This is a genomic window from Psychromonas sp. (assembly GCF_983033635.1).
Map to the genome: position 1 here is coordinate 7,009 of NZ_CEZLMY010000020.1, position 18,704 is coordinate 25,712.

Annotated in this window: 14 protein-coding genes; 8 read left to right on the forward strand and 6 right to left on the reverse strand. The window is 40.2% G+C overall.

What is annotated here, in order from left to right:
* Positions 1-962 precede the first annotated feature (962 nt).
* The gene (locus AC4GME_RS04540) at positions 963-2,816 is read left to right on the forward strand and encodes a sensor domain-containing diguanylate cyclase (RefSeq protein ID WP_490377299.1); all 1,854 of its coding nucleotides are present in this window, start codon (positions 963-965) and stop codon (positions 2,814-2,816) included.
* Positions 2,817-2,881: 65 nt separating this feature from the next.
* Here the strand turns inward: AC4GME_RS04540 and AC4GME_RS04545 are convergent, their stop codons facing one another.
* From AC4GME_RS04545 to AC4GME_RS04565, 5 genes are all read right to left on the reverse strand, one after another.
* Complete coding sequence (locus AC4GME_RS04545) at positions 2,882-3,505, reverse strand: LysE family translocator (RefSeq protein WP_490377298.1); 624 nt, start codon at positions 3,503-3,505, stop codon at positions 2,882-2,884.
* A 636-nt stretch (positions 3,506-4,141) separates the two neighbouring features.
* Positions 4,142-4,690 carry a porin family protein gene (locus AC4GME_RS04550; RefSeq protein WP_490377297.1) on the reverse strand — a complete coding sequence of 183 codons (549 nt, stop codon included), beginning with the start codon at positions 4,688-4,690 and terminating at the stop codon, positions 4,142-4,144.
* A 224-nt stretch (positions 4,691-4,914) separates the two neighbouring features.
* Complete coding sequence (gene lysS / locus AC4GME_RS04555; protein ID WP_490377296.1) at positions 4,915-6,432, reverse strand: lysine--tRNA ligase; 1,518 nt, start codon at positions 6,430-6,432, stop codon at positions 4,915-4,917.
* Between the two features lie 43 nt (positions 6,433-6,475).
* A protein-coding gene (gene prfB / locus AC4GME_RS04560) for a peptide chain release factor 2 (RefSeq protein WP_490377295.1) occupies positions 6,476-7,574 on the reverse strand; the annotation gives its coding sequence in 2 pieces (ribosomal slippage) (positions 6,476-7,498 and positions 7,500-7,574; 1,098 coding nt in all).
* 138 nt (positions 7,575-7,712) lie between these two features.
* The gene (locus AC4GME_RS04565) at positions 7,713-8,186 is read right to left on the reverse strand and encodes a thioredoxin domain-containing protein (protein ID WP_490377294.1); all 474 of its coding nucleotides are present in this window, start codon (positions 8,184-8,186) and stop codon (positions 7,713-7,715) included.
* Between the two features lie 380 nt (positions 8,187-8,566).
* On the opposite strand from AC4GME_RS04565, the gene AC4GME_RS04570 reads away from it, so the two are divergent.
* The 5 genes from AC4GME_RS04570 to AC4GME_RS04590 all read left to right on the forward strand — a co-directional run bounded on the left by AC4GME_RS04570 (position 8,567) and on the right by AC4GME_RS04590 (position 12,229).
* On the forward strand, positions 8,567-10,291 hold the full coding sequence (locus AC4GME_RS04570; protein ID WP_490377293.1) for an acetolactate synthase 3 large subunit: 1,725 nt from the start codon (positions 8,567-8,569) through the stop codon (positions 10,289-10,291).
* Positions 10,284-10,781 (forward strand): acetolactate synthase small subunit, encoded by a 498-nt coding sequence (ilvN, locus tag AC4GME_RS04575; protein WP_490377292.1) that lies wholly within the window; start codon positions 10,284-10,286, stop codon positions 10,779-10,781. The genes AC4GME_RS04570 and ilvN overlap by 8 nt, the downstream gene beginning before the upstream one ends.
* A 132-nt stretch (positions 10,782-10,913) precedes the next feature.
* Complete coding sequence (locus AC4GME_RS04580) at positions 10,914-11,123, forward strand: hypothetical protein (protein WP_490379064.1); 210 nt, start codon at positions 10,914-10,916, stop codon at positions 11,121-11,123.
* Positions 11,120-11,569, forward strand: a complete 450-nt coding sequence (locus tag AC4GME_RS04585) for a copper chaperone PCu(A)C (protein WP_490379065.1) — start codon at positions 11,120-11,122, stop codon at positions 11,567-11,569. Before AC4GME_RS04580 ends, AC4GME_RS04585 begins: the two co-directional genes overlap by 4 nt.
* A gap of 24 nt (positions 11,570-11,593) precedes the next feature.
* Positions 11,594-12,229 (forward strand): TIGR04219 family outer membrane beta-barrel protein, encoded by a 636-nt coding sequence (locus AC4GME_RS04590; protein ID WP_490377193.1) that lies wholly within the window; start codon positions 11,594-11,596, stop codon positions 12,227-12,229.
* Between the two features lie 60 nt (positions 12,230-12,289).
* On the opposite strand, the gene AC4GME_RS04595 is transcribed toward AC4GME_RS04590, so the two are convergent.
* Positions 12,290-13,405, reverse strand: coding sequence for a helix-turn-helix transcriptional regulator (locus AC4GME_RS04595; protein WP_490377194.1), 1,116 nt, complete (start codon positions 13,403-13,405; stop codon positions 12,290-12,292).
* Between the two features lie 169 nt (positions 13,406-13,574).
* On the opposite strand from AC4GME_RS04595, the gene AC4GME_RS04600 reads away from it, so the two are divergent.
* A complete protein-coding gene (locus tag AC4GME_RS04600) occupies positions 13,575-17,105 on the forward strand; it encodes a hypothetical protein (RefSeq protein ID WP_490379066.1) in 3,531 nt (1,176 codons plus the stop codon).
* Positions 17,106-17,253: 148 nt separating this feature from the next.
* The coding region (locus AC4GME_RS04605; protein ID WP_490379067.1) for a YfaP family protein at positions 17,254-18,704 on the forward strand (1,451 nt) is incomplete at its 3' end.

The following is an 18,704-nucleotide window of genomic DNA, read 5'->3' on the forward strand; positions in this document are numbered from 1 at the left end:
ACGTTGAAGTTGTTGGCGAAGAGTAATTCTTCCCTTACAATTTAAACGATAAAAATACCTGCTTTCGAGCGGGTATTTTTTTGCCTGCGATTCACACTATTCATGAACACTGGCTCTGACCTATCTGCTGTTGTTAACGTTGAAGTTGTTGGCGAAGAGTAATTCTTCCATTACAATTTAAACGATAAAATACCTGCTTTCGAGCGTTTTCTTTATAACGGAAAGTTTTTTGCCTGCGATTCAAAGCGACAAACCGCGATTGCTGTTTCACTCTTTATGAACACTGGCTCTGACGTATCTGCTGTTGTTAACGTTGAAGTTGTTGGCGAAGAGTAATTCTTCCCTTACAATTTAAACGATAAAAACACCTGCTTTCGAGCGCTTTTTTTATAACGGAAAGTTTTTTGCCTGATATTTGTGATTCACTGGTGCGAAATGACGGCGGCACAGCGACAAAGAACAATCACACCAATCTACAGAAGTATCTGTTCAATATTGCCGGGATAACTTCGTTGTTTTAATTACACACGCCAGCCACTCTATTTGATTAGGTCAAACAGTACGTGGTGCAAAACAAACTGATGTTTTGCTTATTGCTTAATCAAACACCTTGCCCTCATTTATTCTTCCTGTGTAATACCAGAGCATTTACTGATAAAGATTTTTATAATCTCTTTAAAATGTTTGCAGGATTAAGTAACCCGTTCAATACTTAATTGTAATCTATTCAATCACAGTATTGATATTTATAACTTCCCCGGCAATAACAACTCCCTAATAAATAAGATTAGGGAGTGTTGACCTTTCGAAATTATTTTTTCAGCAGTATACTGAGTATTTATATAAAGCAGAGTCTATTGACTGTGGTTATTACGCATAAGCAGGTAATAACGAAATAGCTCCCTTCCTCAAAGGGTGGCTAAAAGCAATTAATTGACAACAAACTAGGATGATAAAATCCAATGGCAAAGCATTATACTTATAGCGTTACAGTCATAATTTTTTTCATCCTATGCGTGATTGCTTTTTTTTACGGCGTACAACACACCACCACACCACACATTACCCACGCAAAAAATGGCGCTATTGATATTTCTACTGTCATCGAAGAAGGTCAGTCTGTAAATTTAAACGGTGAATGGTTATTTTTCTATAATGAATTTTTATCTAATGAACAGATACAAGCTCGTCATTCACAGGCACAATCTATCAATGTTCCTGGGTATTGGAAACTTGAACAATTCGACACACAAGCCAGCTCCACACATGGTTATGGTACTTATCATCTGCAGGTTACGATAGGAAAAACAGCTGAGCCGCTGGCAATAAGTTTACCAACGATTGGCACCGCCTACCGTTTATATGTAGATAATGAATTACAGGTCTCCGTCGGTGAAGTTGGCAGCTCTCAAGCGCAAACAACAGCCGCTTACCAACCACAAATTTTGTTATTAACTACAAATAAAGCAGTCATTAATCTCACTTTTCATGTCGCCAACTATGATTACAGCAAGGGGGGGATCTGGTATTCACTAAAAATGGGCAATGCACAGGCACTTTTTCAAGAGCAAAAAATAAGCTCGATGCACAGCATGTTTCTAGGCGGGTTCTTATTAGCCGTTGCCTTATATAACCTGATTCTATTTATGCACAGAAAGTCAGACACACTGCCGCTAGTATTCGCGCTACTCTGTGTAACCATTGGTTTGCGTGAATTTTTTGTAGAAAATTATACCATTTTAAACTACCTGCCCAATTTAACGCTTGTTCAGCTCATCAAAATAGAATATCTCACTTTTTTTCTCGCAGCCCCATTAATTATGCATTTTAATTATCTCATTTTTCCTGCCTATTTTAATAAGCGAGTTCTTCACGCAAGTTATGCTACAGGGCTGTTGTTAAGCCTAATGCTGGTCATTCAGAAGCTTGAAAGTACCTCCTCTGTATTAATCATTATGCAGTTATTATCGCCTCTGTATATTGCCTATATTCTTTTGATTACAGCGAAGGCCTGCTACGCACAACAAAAAGGCGCGAGAGTATTATTAGCCGGTAGTTTTATTTTCGCATTCTGCGTTATAAATGACATATTATATACTTACGAAGTTGCTCAAACAGGCTTCTTCTCCAGCCTAGGTTTAACCATTTATGTGCTATCGCAAAGCTATATGGTCGGCATAAAGTTTAATCAGGGCTTTGTGCTGAGCAACCATCTAAGCAAACAGCTTAAAAGGCGTAACCTGGCACTACAAAAAATGACCCTATATCTTGAAACCAGAGTCATTGAGCGAACCAACGCATTAACTCAAGCTAATACCCATTTACAACATATGGCACATACTGATGCCCTTACCCAAGTGCCTAACCGCCACGGTATTTACCCTGTGATTGAACAAGAGGAAGCGCGATTTAAACGTAGTGGCACGCCTTATTCGCTTGCGACCCTGGATTTAGATCATTTCAAAACCATTAATGACCAATTTGGTCATGATGCAGGAGACCTGGTACTTAAAAGATGTGCGCTTGTTATTAAAAAACAGATCCGCGATCAAGATAAGCTTGCTCGCTGGGGAGGCGAAGAGTTTGTTGTTTTATTACCCGAAACGGGGCTGCATGGCGCAACAATATTGGCAGAAAAAATCCGTCACTCTATAGCACAAGCTGCTATTGAAATTAACGGCACGCTTATACCCATAACGACGACGATCGGAGTTGTTGAAGCGCAGCCTGATGAATCCTTTGATGAACTATTTAAACGGTCAGATATTGCTTTGTTCAAAGGCAAAGAGCAGGGAAGAAACCAAGTGGTGGTGTAGCACCGCTGCAAACCTATTCGGTTACAATAACATCCCCACGCGGAGCGTGAGGAACGAAATAAAAATCAAACCATCAGCCTTGCGGCTAATAAACACAAACAAACCCCCATTACTCTTTCTATCCATACCTTGATACTTTTAATCCTCTTCGCCAATGCTTGTGACGAAAAGAAAAATGCCACCAGCGAAAACCAGAGCAGATGAGCAAGGGCAATAATCAATCCAAAAACAAACTGAATGCTATAAGGTGTCTGCGGCGTAACAACTTGCGTAAAAATACTTAAGAAAAACAGCGTAGTTTTAGGGTTCAAAGCATTGGAGACAAACCCGGCTCTAAAAGCGGCCAGATCTGAAATTGCGGGGGATTCAGATCCCTTTTCCTCTGTATCTTGTACCTTTTTAGCAAGCAGTAACTTTCCCCCTAAAAAAAGCAGGTAAGCCGCGCCCGCATATTTAATCATATTATAAAGCAGCGGAGACTGATCAATCAGCAGTGCGATACCCGCTAGGGAATAAGCCACATGCAACCAAATAGCGGCAAAGATACCCAAAGCCCCAATTAATCCCGCTCTTCTTGAATACAATAACGAGTTACGCGTAATCATCGCAAAATCTTGCCCCGGACTGACCACCATTACAGTCGCAATACCGATAACCAGCGATATTACCGGTAAATATTCAAATAACATTTATAACTCCAAACCCTATATTAAATGCCAATGTAGCCCGTCATTGTACCATTAAAACCTGCGTTCCTCTTTTCAGTTTAACAAGTAGCAGATCTTGCTTTTTGCCTATTATCACCAAACCAATTCGGCTACGTAATTCCCGTTTGCATTTTTCTTGCTCGACAAATCACTTTAGCAACAGAAATCATGGAGCGAATTGAACGTCAGTTCAGGCTCATGAGCGGGCTAAGCTGTGCATGCCCTCCTTTTCTGTAAGTTCGGCTGCGCACAAGGATGTGCGGTCCTAACAGGTGCGTTAAGAAGTTTTTTTCGAGGAAGAATAAAAAATGCACGGGACGGCACTGTGAGTTATGCAACAGTATAGTGCCACGAACAAAACTCTCTTTACCTTATTTTTTCTTGCTGTTGAGAAGCATGATCTCTTCGAACTGCGAAACTACGTGTCGGTTTCTCATCGTTACTCGCCGTCAGGGTGAAACCACTAGCACAAAGGTTAAACCAAGCACAAACAAACAAACAAACAAACAAAGTAATTCGGCTACAATAACATTCCCATGCGGAGCGTTAGGAATGATAAACAAAAAAAGCCTCACGGTTAAGTGAGGCTCAGTAACAATAAGCGGCGGTTATTGCTGGTTAAAACTTGTAACCAGCCGTCAGTGCCGTTTGTACGTAACCTATATCGAGAGGGCCATCCTCTAACACATAAAAATCAACACTCAGATCTGTATAGAAATGGCTATATTGAAAACGAACTCCTAACCCAGCAAATACACTATTATCATCGAATTCAGTGCTGTCATTATCAATAGAATACTCTTCTGAATAAGATACAAATCCTAGTTTTCCATAAGGTTTAAGAAAAACTTCTTGAATAGGAAAAGCATAACCGATATCGGCACCAACTTTAATTGATGAGCCTTCAAGTTCGCCATTAAAGATAGTGTCCTCATTTGTTTCATATGAGATGCCAACCCCAATAATTTGGTTAAAATCGTAACCATACTCTAATTTAAAACCGTTTCCATAATCACCATCCCAAATCTCAACCTCATTATACTCAACTGTAACTGATGTTTTTGACAATCCAAGTCCAACCCGCGAGCCAGAAAAATCATTTGCTAATACTGAAGCAGTAGAAAACAAACCAATTAGTAGAGATGTTCCAAATAATACTTTTTTCATTAACATTCCATTATTTTTAATTAAAATCGATAAATATCATACACAAAAGTCAATTCATCACAATAAAAACATCAATAAGCGGCGAGTGATATATGACAATAAAGACATTACATGTAATTATTTCCCTCTTCCCAAAAAAAAAAGCCCCACGTTAAGTGAGGCTCTCAAGCATAATTGTAAATCAAGCTTTTATAGGCGAGGTTAAAACCTCACATCCAAGTTAATTATTTTGCTTGTGGACGCATATGCGGGAACAGTAAAACGTCACGGATTGTATGACTGTCAGTAAATAGCATAACTAAACGGTCGATACCGATACCTTCACCAGCTGTTGGTGGTAAACCGTGTTCCAGTGCAGTGATGTAATCTGCATCGTAGAACATAGCTTCATCATCACCTGCATCTTTCTGTGCGACCTGATCCATAAAGCGCTGTGCTTGATCTTGTGAGTCATTAAGCTCTGAGAAACCATTAGCAAGTTCACGTCCGCCAACAAAGAACTCAAAACGATCTGTGATGCTTGGATCTTGATCATTACGACGTGCAAGTGGTGATACTTCTGCAGGGTAAGCAGTAATAAAGGTCGGTTGCAGCAGTTTATGCTCAGCTGTTTCTTCAAAGATTTCAGTTAAGACCTTACCTTCACCCCAGCTATCTTTCAGATTAACATTTAAACGAGCCGCTAATGCTTTTAGGCCTTCCATGCTTTCAAGTTCGCTTGCTTCTATGCCTTCATTGTATTCAAGCACAGACTCTTTCATGGTCATACGGATAAATGGTGCGCCAAAATCAAACTCTTGTTCACCGTATTTAACAACGCTTGAACCTAATACATTTTCAGTAATAGTACGTAACATATCTTCTGTCAGGTTCATTAGATCGATGTAATCAGCATAAGCCTGGTAGAATTCAATCATAGTGAATTCCGGGTTATGACGTGTTGAAACACCTTCGTTACGGAAGCTACGGTTGATTTCAAATACGCGCTCAAAACCACCTACGACTAAACGTTTAAGGTTTAACTCAGGTGCGATACGCAGGTACATATCAAGATCTAAGGCGTTATGGAAAGTCTCAAATGGTTTTGCTGTCGCCCCCCCCGGGATCGCTTGTAACATTGGCGTTTCCACTTCCATAAAATCACGTTCATTTAAGTAGTTACGGATTGCAGTTACGATTTTATTACGCAGTATAAATGTCTTACGCGACTCTTCATTAGCAATCAGATCCAGGTAACGCTGACGGTAACATGATTCTGTATCAGAAAGACCGTGGAATTTGTCAGGTAACGGACGCAGTGCTTTAGTTAATAAACGGATTTCGCTAACTTTAACGCTTAACTCATTCGTTTTAGTTTTGAATAAAACACCCTTCACACCAATGATATCGCCTAAATCCCATTTTTTGAATTCAGTGTTGTAAAAACCTTCAGGCAGATTATCACGTGTAACATAGGCCTGAACACGACCGCCCATATCCTGAATCGTTGCAAAACTTGCTTTACCCATAATACGGCGCATCATCATACGACCAGCAACACTTACTTCAACCGCTAACTCTTCTAGCTCTTCTTTAGTTTTATCATCATATAACTTATGCAGATTATCAGAGATGTTTTCACGGCGGAAATCATTAGGAAATGCTTGTCCCTTTTCACGCATCGCATCAAGCTTAGCCAGACGCTGTGCTAGGATTTCATTTAACTCTTCTTTAGGTGCTTCTGTTTGATTTTGCTCTGACATGGTTTTTCCTATTGTTTTTCTTTCAATATAATTTGTTTATTAATTAAAGACCAGACTTCAGGCTCGCTTCAATAAATTTATCTAAACCGCCGTCTAATACCGCCTGCGTATTACGGCTTTCAATTCCGGTTCTTAAATCTTTAATCCGCGCATCATCTAATACATATGAGCGAATTTGACTGCCCCAGCCAATATCCGATTTACTATCTTCACTAATCTGTTTTTCGGCATTCTGCTTCTGCAATTCATATTCATACAGCTTGGCTTTCAGCTGTTTCATTGCCTGGTCTTTATTTTTATGTTGTGAGCGGTCATTCTGACACTGCACCACAATATTGGTCGGCACATGCGTAATACGTACCGCAGATTCGGTGGTATTAACGTGCTGCCCGCCCGCACCCGACGCACGATAAACGTCGATACGCAGATCCGCAGGGTTTATCTGAATATCGATATCATCTTCAATTTCAGGATAAACAAAAGCAGATGCAAAGGAAGTATGGCGACGCCCTGTTGAGTCAAATGGTGATTTACGTACTAAACGATGTACGCCTGTCTCGGTGCGTAACCAACCAAAAGCATATTCACCTGAAAAGCGAATCGTTGCCCCTTTAATACCTGCAACATCACCAGCTGAAACTTCCATTAGTTCAGTTTTATAACCGTGTGCTTCACCCCAGCGAAGATACATACGCAGCAGCATATTCGCCCAATCCTGCGCTTCTGTGCCGCCAGAGCCTGATTGAATATCTAAATAACATGAGCTTGCATCATGTTTACCTGAGAACATTCGACGGAATTCTAACAGTTCCAGTTTTTTCTCTAATTCGTCCGCTTCGTTTAGCGCTTCATCAAAACTATCTTGGTCTTGCTCTTCAACCGCCATTTCCACCAGCATCTGAATTTCATCTGTACCTTCCGTTAACGCATCAATGGTTTCCACCACTAATTCCAAGGCACTACGCTCTTTACCAAGTGCTTGTGCTCGTTCCGGTTCATTCCATACATCTGGAGACTCTAATTCACGACTAACTTCTTCTAAGCGTTCAGATTTGCTTTCATAGTCAAAGATACCCCCTAAGCAATTCTGCACGCTCAGTTAGGTCTTTTACTTTATTTAAAATAGGGTTGACTTCAAACATCAAAAATCTCAATTAGACTGACAGTAAAAAAGAGACGAATTTTAACCAATATCGACAGAAATATATAGTGCAGATAGAAAATAAAAAACCTGATTCAGGCTTATTCTCAGGCTTTTTATAATAGCAGCAGCTAATTATTTACACGGAGGAGGGATTGTTTATCTCTACTTTTCTTTTTACCCTTAAATAACGTTCTAACCAAGCGTGGAATCCTGTTTCAGTCTGGTCCCCTGTTAAACGGTGGTACTCTTTGCCATCTTTAAATAAAATAAAAGCAGGAATAACATTAATATTTAACTGCACCGCGAGTACCTGCTCACTTTCACTGTTCACTTTAATGAAAATAGCATCACCTTTAAAACGTTTACTTAACTTAACAAATATCGACACCATCTCATGACTGCTGCCGGACCAGGGCCCCCAAAAATCAGCAAGTATAGGTAATGTTGAAAACTCATTAAGACTATCAAATAATTTTCTATCTGCCTCAATAGGAATATCGGATAATAAATCCGCGTTGCAGGCTGCACATTTGGGAAAATCGGGGAACTGCTCTCTTTCTATACTATTGGGTTTGAGACAACTCGGACAAACAAGGATTTCACTGCTCATTTTTTATTCCTTGTATTAGCTTAAAAAATAACTGTATTTTAAAAATAGACCACTCTACCACTTTTTCCTAGACTGACTGGTTTATAGCAAGCACAAGTTTTCCTGTTGTTTTATAGCTGCTTATCAGTATTAATTTTTCCTGGCTTTTATTATTCAGCTCAATATGAGAAATAATTTAAAAATTTGTCTGTTTTAGCACCTTTATTGGTGCAATTATTTTTGATTACAGTACAGTTAACAGCCATTTATTTATAAAACAAAGTTCACCTCCACCCGATACAGGTGGAAAGTAACGCAATTTATTTATAAAACAAGGTTCACCTCCACCCGATACAGGTGGAAAGTGACGCAATTTACCAATTGTATAAAAGGAGTATTTTATGGAGATGTTATCTGGCGCCGAAATGGTTGTCCGCTCACTACAGGATGAAGGTATTGAACATATTTTCGGTTACCCTGGTGGTTCAGTATTGGATATTTACGATGCTATTTTTCAATGCAGCGATATTGAGCATTTCTTAGTCCGTCATGAACAAGCAGCCGTACATATGGCAGATGCTTATTCTCGTACCACAGGTAAAGTCGGCACCGTACTTGTGACAGCAGGACCAGGCGCAACAAACTGTATTACAGGGATCGCAACCGCTTATATGGATTCAATTCCACTAGTTGTTATATCCGGGCAAGTTCCTACCAACTGGATTGGTGATGATGCTTTCCAGGAAACGGATATGATTGGTGTTTCCCGTCCGGTAGTAAAACACAGTTTTTTATGCCGCACTGCAGAAGAGATCCCAATCGCAATTAAAAAAGCCTTTTACCTTGCTTCAACTGGCCGCCCAGGCCCTGTTGTGATTGATATACCAAAAGATGCGCAGAATCCGCTTAATAAATTTCCCTATGAATACCCTAAAAGTGTTGAATTACGTTCATATAATCCAACTCTCAGTGGTCATAAAGGACAAATTAAACGTGCATTAGCCGCGCTGTTAGCTGCTAAAAAACCGGTTCTATATGTTGGCGGCGGCGCAATTATAGCCAATGCATCAAAGCAAGTGATTGAACTGGCTGAAAAACTAAACTTACCGGTTACCAATACGTTAATGGGCTTAGGTGCTTTCCCCGGTCAGCATAGACAAAATGTCGGTATGCTGGGAATGCACGGCACTTATGAAGCAAACTTAGCGATGCATAATGCGGATCTTATTTTTGCTGTGGGCGCACGCTTTGATGATCGCGTAACCAACAATGTCGATAAGTTCTGTCCTCATGCAAAAATAATGCATATCGATATTGATCCGACATCAATCTCTAAAAATATTCACGTTGATTTACCGATTGTAGGTAGTGTGGAAGTGGTCTTGCAGCAGATGCTAGATCTGCTGGCAGAAACACAAGCCAGCAACGACAGTAAAAAAATCGATCGATGGTGGAAACAGATTGAACAGTGGCGCGCAAAAGAGTGCCTGACTTACCAGACATCAGATACCTATATTAAACCTCAGCAAGTTATCGAGAGTTTATACAAAGTAACCCATGGTGATGCGATTATCACCTCGGATGTTGGTCAGCATCAGATGTTTGCAGCTAACTATTATCCATTTAAAGAGCCTCGCCAGTGGATTAACTCAGGAGGTTTAGGCACGATGGGTTTTGGTCTGCCCGCTGCTATCGGTTGTAAAATTGCTCGCCCGGAAAAAACTGTTTGCTGTGTTACCGGTGACGGTTCAATTCAGATGAATATCCAAGAGCTTTCTACCTGCATGCAATACAATATTCCGATTGTTATTGTACTGCTTAATAACCGCTCCTTAGGCATGGTTAAACAATGGCAGAAGATGTTCTACGGCGGCCGTCAGTCTCACTCTTATATGGATTCTGTTCCTGATTTCGTCAAACTTGCAGAAGCTTACAATCATATCGGTATTAAAGTTGATAAGATTGAAGAGTTAGAGCCGGCATTAACACGTGCTTTTGAACTAAAAGATCGCGTAGTGTTTTTAGATATCGCAATCGATCCTGAAGAGCATGTTTACCCGATGCAGATTAAATTCGGCAGCATGGAAGATATGTTCCTAAGCAAAACGGAGAAAACCGATGCGTAGTATTATTTCTGTATTACTTGAAAATGAATCTGGTGCACTATCTCGCGTAGTTGGTCTTTTTTCACAACGTGGTTATAACATTGAATCACTAACCGTTTCTCCGACTAATGATAAAACATTATCACGCATGACTATCACCACTGAAGTGACAGATCTTGCACGCCTTGAGCAGATGATGAAACAACTGCATAAGCTGGTTGATGTGCTGCGTGTGACTGAATTAACTGAAGGTCCGCATGTTGAACGCGAGCTGATGTTAGTTAAAGTGCGTACGCTCAATGATACACGTGAAGAGATTAAACGTTGTGCTGACATTTACCGTGGACAAGTCGTTGATATCACACAAAATCTTTACACTATCCAGTTAAGCGGTACCTGCTCTAAATTAGATGCCTTTCTCGCAACCCTTGAAGATACCAGCGAAATTGTTGAAGTCGTTCGCTCTGGTGTTTGCGGTATTGCGCGTGGTGAAAAAGCGTTACGCGGTTAATTAATAGCAATACAATTAAGTTATTACCCCTGGGTAAAATTAATTATTACTATTGTCATCTTAATTAAGCGTTAAAAAAATAAAAATGCAAAGCACAGGATTCTGTCTTTGCATTTTTTATAAGGGGTTTTCATGTTCGAACTAGCCGCATTATTACTCTCTGCGTTTATTTTATTTATGTTTGGTGTATCAGTGCTCAGCTTAACTGTTATTGCATTGATCCTGATTTTAAGCTTTATCTTATTGACCAGCATCTCATTCATTTTTAAATTTGGCTTTTGGATATTACTGGCCATTATCATCTATTATTATTTCTTCAAAAAAAACAGGGATTGCGAATGAAGTACCTTGCATTATTATTTGTCACCATCAGCTTACTTATCAGTAATAGCGCATCTGCCAGCCCGCTAAAAATTGATAATGCCTACGTGCGCGCCACGCCGCCACATGCCAAAAATAGCGCTGCCTTTATGATGATTAACAATAGCGGCACACAAGAGATAAAACTTATCGCTGCCAGCAGTGATATTGCAGCTCGTGTGGAATTACATAATCATCTGATGCAAGACGGGTTGATGAAAATGCGCCAAGTTGAGCAAATCAGCATCAAGGCAGAAAATAAGACAGAATTACAACCAGGCAGTTACCACATTATGTTTTTTGAATTAAAACAGCCACTTAAAGATGGCGAGTCAGTTGCGCTGAAATTGTACTTTGATAATGGTGAAGAGATTACTATTGACGCGCCGATAAAAAAAATTACTATGCACAAAAATAAAACAGATTAACAAATAAATTAAATAGGAATAACAATGAAAAAACAGATCTGCGCAGCCGTTGTTGCCAGCGTTATTAGCATGCCCACTATGGCCGATTTTTTAGGTGTATATGCAGGTGTTGATTATCGTACAACAACAACTAACCACACTGCTAACGGTTATACTGGTGAATTTAATGACACCAATAATTTTTCGGGTTACGTGGCCCTGGAGCATTTCATTCCACTTATTCCCAATGCAAAATTAAAATATTCTGATTTAAGCAGTGAGTACAGTGAGGATTCAACTGAAATTTCCAGCTCAGCAGCAAACGCGATTTTGTATTACCAGCTGTTTGATAATGGCTTATTTGAGTTTGATTTCGGTCTGGCTTATACCCGTGTTGAAACAGACTACGACAACTTAAGCACCGACTTAGGGCAAGCTTATGGTGCAGCAAAAGTGCATATCCCAGGTGTCGGTATACATGCTTTCGCTGAAGTTATTGGTGGCTCTACAACCGATGATAATGCAACAGATGCAGAGATTGGTCTTGCTTATACTTTTAATCCAGATTCTGCGTTATTAAACTTTTCTGTCCGTGCTGGTTACCGCCTCCAAGAGGCTGAAATCAACAACTTTAAACAAGAAAATAAAGGTCTGTTTGCAGGCATGGAAGTACACTTCTAAGAGCAAGATGAGTTCCGCTATAAACAAGGCGCGCACAAAGTTAATTTGTACGCGCCTTTTTTAATAACTTGAAGTACTGATCGGATTACAGGCAGGGCTTGCTAATACCTTAGCAACTAACTCACTTTGCCGCTTGGTATCTGTTTTTTTCATTATACGTTTGATATAAGTTCTTACTGTTTCATAGCTTAAGTAAGTTATTTCGGCTATTTCAGCGGGCGAACGACCATTTATTAACTCACAGCAAACTAAACCTTCCTTACTTGATAAGTTATATAACTCACATAATGTTTTCAGGTTAAATGGCGTTTGATTATCGCTATAGATAAACAGCGCAATACCATTGCCATTATTACTTTGTTTATTAATTAAAGGTACAAATGTTAATACTACAGGTACACAATCTGGCGTTTCCAATTGAATATTGTGCATCGTCTGATCTTGTAGACATTTTTTTATAGCTTGCTGAATTTGTTGATCGTTTCTTACATTTATCCAATGCAGGGTTTCATTAATTTTCTTTAAATATTGATGCTGAGCGAAAAACAGTTCGGCTTGTTGATTGCAATGACTAATATAACCTTGTTCATCCAATAAAATAACGGGTAACTGAATTTGATCAAATAATAACTCGCTTAGAAGGTGCTGTTTGTCATTTTTTAATTTAAGGTGGTAGAGCTGCATCGCATGCTGAATATGTGGAATAATTTTTTCCAGCAGCAAACACTCTTCGAAAGAAAACTCACCTTGATTTTTACTGCGCTGAAAAAACAGTTGGCTGACCCAATGCTTATCATTTGCCAACACGGTAGCCGCTGCATAATAGATATCAAGATTTTCATTTAAATCTTGAAAGAATTCAGGATGTGATAATTGCGTTTGCTTTGCTTCACGAACGCCCATGGTGATTAATTCACCCGGTAGCGATTCCTGTAAGCGAGCCATCAAAGGATCCTGCTTTTCATGACGGTTAATAAACAGGGATGCATCACTAATATCTACCCCTTCAACCCAGATAATATTAGCGGTTTCAAGCTTATTATTGACCATCACAATCGAACCAGACAACAAATTAAGGTGTCGGATTAATTCACTTAAAAAATCCTTAAACCCCGTTGGCTGCACTAAAGCGCTATATAATGATTTTATTAAATCATTAAAATTAGAGTCTTTCATAAACATGCTCCTGTGCATCAACAAAAAAATTGATCAACATCAAGTCAAATATTAATCCCGTCAACATTGTACCCAAATGGGGATAGATTAAGCTTGTTCCTTGTCATACTTTTCATCTATCTGACTCTGCCAGTACGTTAATTTGCATGATATGAAAAAGGAATTCATTATGAGACTTCATCCGCTTGTCCTCGCTTTAGGCCTTACACCATTAGTTGGTTGTGGTGGCTCTTCTTCCAATAGCACACCAGATCCAACACCTGAAATACCCGCGAGTTATTCTGTGCGCGCTGTTGATGGTTACCTGCGTAACGCCCAAGTATGGCTTGATATTAATGGTAACTTTCAGTTAGATGACTCTGAACCCAATGCCCTTTCCGGCGAAGGCGGCATTGCCGTATTAGATACAACTAATATCAACAATCCTGAGCAATATTCTGTTGTCGTAAAAGCAATCGCTGCACAAACAATTGACGAAGATAGCATCACCGATGCTAACCCTGAGGGCATAGCAACCACAACACCTTTCTTATTATCAGCTCCTGCAGGCCAAACCATTATCACGCCGCTTTCAACCTTGGTTAATATCAAAATGAAAAATGGCCTTGAGCAATCGCAGGCCGTAACAGAAGTTGCTGAGGATTTAGGCATTCCTGAATCCAGTTTGTTAGGTGATTATATTGCAGAAGAAAATGGCGATATTGCAGCTAAAGCCAATGCGATTGTTGAATTAAACGTACTACCTGAGTCTGAATTACAAATGCAAGAAATGAATCAGGATAACAGTAATCTTGATGCACAATTAGCAACTAATCTACAGATCATACAGTCACTCACTGAAGAGCAGCGCTTAGTTAAAGAGGAAGATGGCACGGTTATCGTAGCGACAAATGTCGATACAGATGATGATGGCGTTATTGATGAGAAAGATGCTTTTCCGAGCGATGTAAGCGAATGGCTAGACAGTGATAATGACGGCACTGGTGATAATGGTGATGCTTTTCCCACTGATGCGGCAGAAAAAGCAGATACCGATAATGACGGCACCGGCGATAATGCAGATGCTTTCCCTAATGATGCGGCAGAGACAACGGATACCGATAAAGACGGCACTGGCGATAATAGCGATGCCTTCCCGGAAGATGCAACAGAGACTGTAGATACCGATAAAGACGGCACTGGCGATAATAGCGATACCTTCCCGGAAGATGCAACAGAAACGGTGGATACCGATAAAGACGGCTTCGGCGATAACGCAGATGCTTATAAAGATGATCCTGAAAAATCAGTCTTAGATATTACGACCACTAAAACAACTACCACCCTATTCACTCAACAAGCCTTCCAAAATGTTACCGTAGTGGAGGTACAAGAAGAAAACACTATAGCTACATTCAATAATGGTGATATTCAAACTACTACCGAGGTAACCTATACCACAACTGATGGCACTCCCTATGGTAACGAGAGCAAATCTGATCTATTAAAAGCAGATGGCTCCTTTAGCCGTATTAATGAATGGAGTTATGACTTTAACCTTGATGGCAACAGTCAGTTCGTAGGTCAAGCATTGGCTATTGGTAATAGAACAGCGAGTGGCGAAACCTTCCTGAATTATATAGATGAATCAGATGCGGCACTAGAAGGCGGTGATAATGGTGGTGGGCGTGTGTTTGATAATATGGACTTATCTTCACGCAATCATCCCGATGATCTGTCGTTAGTTGATACGATTCAAAATAACACTGTATCTTGGCAGCAGGACACGACAACGAAAACAATCGATACAGATTACCAACAATACTCAATTGTCGACTTTGATCGCTCCGCACTTGCAAGCTTGATAGCTGAGTATGCCTATCATAGCAACCAAGTCATTGGCGAAAATGGCGTGTATTCTTATAGCGACCTCCGTGATTGGAATGCAGATGGTAGCATTAACCAAAGCATACAATTTGCAGTAAACTCTACCGATTCATATACCTTTTCCGTGCAGCGCCCAATTTGGGCAGATCCAACAGATGGTATGGATGAAGAATATGCTGACTATAACTTCGCCGCAGGCAAAGCAGATACTTTGACTTCTTACTGGTACGAGACGAGCGAAAGTTTGAATGACCAAGGTGTACGTGAGTCAGCGGGTAAACGTTATGTACTGGATATGGAAAATGAAGCTAACGTAAAATTGGTCAATGCAGACAACCCTGATGGGCTGTTATTTCAGGAGTACCGCTCGACTAGAAAATCGGTCAGTGATATAGAAAGTAATGAAGCCGTTTCCTGGACACATTACCCGCTTAGCGATTACGACTTTACAGTTGATGTAAAAGATCCAGGTCAAGCCTACAAAGTATTCCAAAAACAAAGCAATGGTATCTGGGTAGGTTACAGCTTCCCTGAATGGGGAACTCAATCTATTGTTGATCTAGCCGGGCAAATAGAAGCGGCACGTTCCGGCGGAGCACAACTTTCAGAAATCGATGAGCAGGTTATTGCAGGTTTAAGCCGTTATAATCTCCCCGTCACTACCTCTTCATTTATCTATGATGAGCAGGGAAATGCTAGGACTTGGTACTTTGTCAGTAATAACTCCATTGTCACTGACGGTCAATATTCAATCAGTACCGTGACCCTTACTGATAATGGCTTCAAAGATGGCTGGCTAGTGCTTAATGGCCCGGACAACTTTTTCCTTGCCGAGCCGACTTCCGATCAGCCATGGAATTGGTTTAATGCTTACCAACGCTATTGGTTGGGGATTGACTCAATAAATACTGCATCAGACAGCTTTATGTGGGGTAACTGGCTTGGTGAATTTTACTTAAATCAAAGCCAAGCCCAAGCTCGACTTGTTGAACTTCAAGCATTAAGCACAGCATTAATTGGTAGCTGGAGCAACGGAGTGGTTTCATTTCAATTTAATAGTGATATGACCTATATCATGGAGCAAATAAGCAGTGATGATGGCGCACCTGATTCATGGGCAGGAACAGAATCCGGCGTTTACCAATATGCTCCAGAAACGGGTCATATCACGGTATCTGAGATAATTTACGATAATAACGGCACTTCAGGTCTTTCTGATTACTTGCACAATGATAGCAATCTTTTCAAGCTTGAATCCTACCAGCTCAACAGCAGTTTAACTTTCTCCTATATCGATGGCGATGAGAGTGGTGAATTCACATTAAATGCCACCACTAACATTGTTCCTGATAAGTTTTCAGCTGAGTATCTAGCAGGAAAAACACTTTATGCAGTCTGGTTTGGTGACGGCGATCTTGCTGATGCGAACGGAAATGCGATTGATGAAAGCGGCAATCTTATTACCAACCCTGATAATGAGATTGAGCTGACGGATGTAGCGGTCGTGCAGGAGATCACCTATAACAGTGACGGAACATTAACAGCAAAAGGCGTAAAAAATGCGATCAGTATGCCGGATGGCGCACCTTATCACTATATCGTAGATACAGCAGGTATTTTGCGTGTTGTAGAAGAGCAGAATGAGGCAACCGAAGGCAATATCATCTGTGATAACAGTCACCCTGATTACCTGAAAACACACTTTGTTTTAAGTGATATCAATGGTGTAGAGCAGTTTGATAATGTTGATCTGTTCTTCTTTGACAAGCAAAAAGCATTAGATTATGCCAATGAATTAAACGCAGCTATTCCTTTATGCACTAGCGCACTATAACCAACTTAAACAACTTACACCCAAACTACTTGAAGATGCAGATTCAGAGCATCTTCAGTAATTTGAGTATAGGTCTAATCCATTAATTAATAGTTGCAGTAGCCGACGGTTAAGTTCTAAATTTTTAATGCAAGAAAGGAAGCAAAATATGTTTAATTTGAAAACTAAAAGAAGTTTTTTATCATTGTTATTATTATCATTAGTTGCTGTATTAACAGCTTGTGGTGGAGGTGGTTCTAGTGATAGTGGAACAGTTGATAGTAGTGCAGCCGCCGCACCTGTAACTCTACTGAACAAAACATGGGTGGGTACAGTTGTCACGAAGTGGCGCTCTAATGAACAATTAACGATTCTTAACGAAGGAGATCTTTTAACACTTACGCTTCTTGAGAATAACAAAATCAAAGGCGAAGGTGTAAATATAGTCACAGTTAACTCTTGGAATTATTCGTATACAGGCGAAAATGGTGAGTTAGTGATTACATATCCGAATGGTGCTGGTGTTGAAACGATAAAAATTACAGCTAGTAACGCATCAGGTACAGAGGGTACATTTGAGTATGAAGGCGTTTTAGCTAGTGGTGCTGTAGCTCGCTATACAGGTACCTATCAAATAAAAGGAGATGATGCTGAACAAGATACTCCTGCGCCATTAGTGGACAGTGATGCTACTTTAGCTGAAGTCATCGAGTTTGCAGATGCAGATACTCGTAGTGCAGAGATACCAGCACCAAGCATTACTGAAGGCGGTACTTTAAGCGTATCTAGTGAAGTGGCCGTCACTGGCGGCGGAACATCAGCATTTAATATCCAGCCGAATTTACCTGATGGTTATGAAGTTCTAGCCTACTTATTTAGCATTCCCGGCACGGAGCTGACCCATCTAGTTTATTTAGGTAATAATGACGAAAACCGTTCAACTGCATTAAGAACAGCAATCAGTGATCTGCCTAAAACATTAACTGAAAAAGCGCTGTCAGTTAAATCATCAAGAACAATCATTGGCCAACCTAGTCAGCATCGTCAGACACTCACAGTCAACCCAATGCGTTTAACTGATAACTACTCAACTGATCTGGTAGTGCAGGCTTATGTACGCCCTGCATCAGAAGATCTAGTTCCTTTTGCTGATTTTTCAGGCTTCTGGGATAACATGGATTTAAGTTCAACTTCTTGGACTGAACCTGCAACAATTAACCTTAATGCGGTAAGCGTTGGTGAAGGCAGTATACAAGTTACATTAACTTGGGATACTGATGCTGATGTTGATCTGCATCTCATTGAGCCATCGGGTAATGACATTTATTGGAATAACAAACGATCGTCTGATAGTGATGGTTATTTAGATGTTGATGATCTAGATGGTTTTGGTCCTGAAAATGTTTACTTTGAAGATGACTATGACGCGGGCACATATCAAGTTAAAGTTCATCATTATAGCGGTACAACACCAACGAACTATACAGTGACAGTTAAAAACGGCAGCTCAGTCAGTAATTATTCGGGTGTATTATCTACCTATGGGGAAGAGGATATCGTAACAAGCTTCACGACTTCAGGTGCTAATACAGGAACTGGCACAGGAACTGATACAGGAAC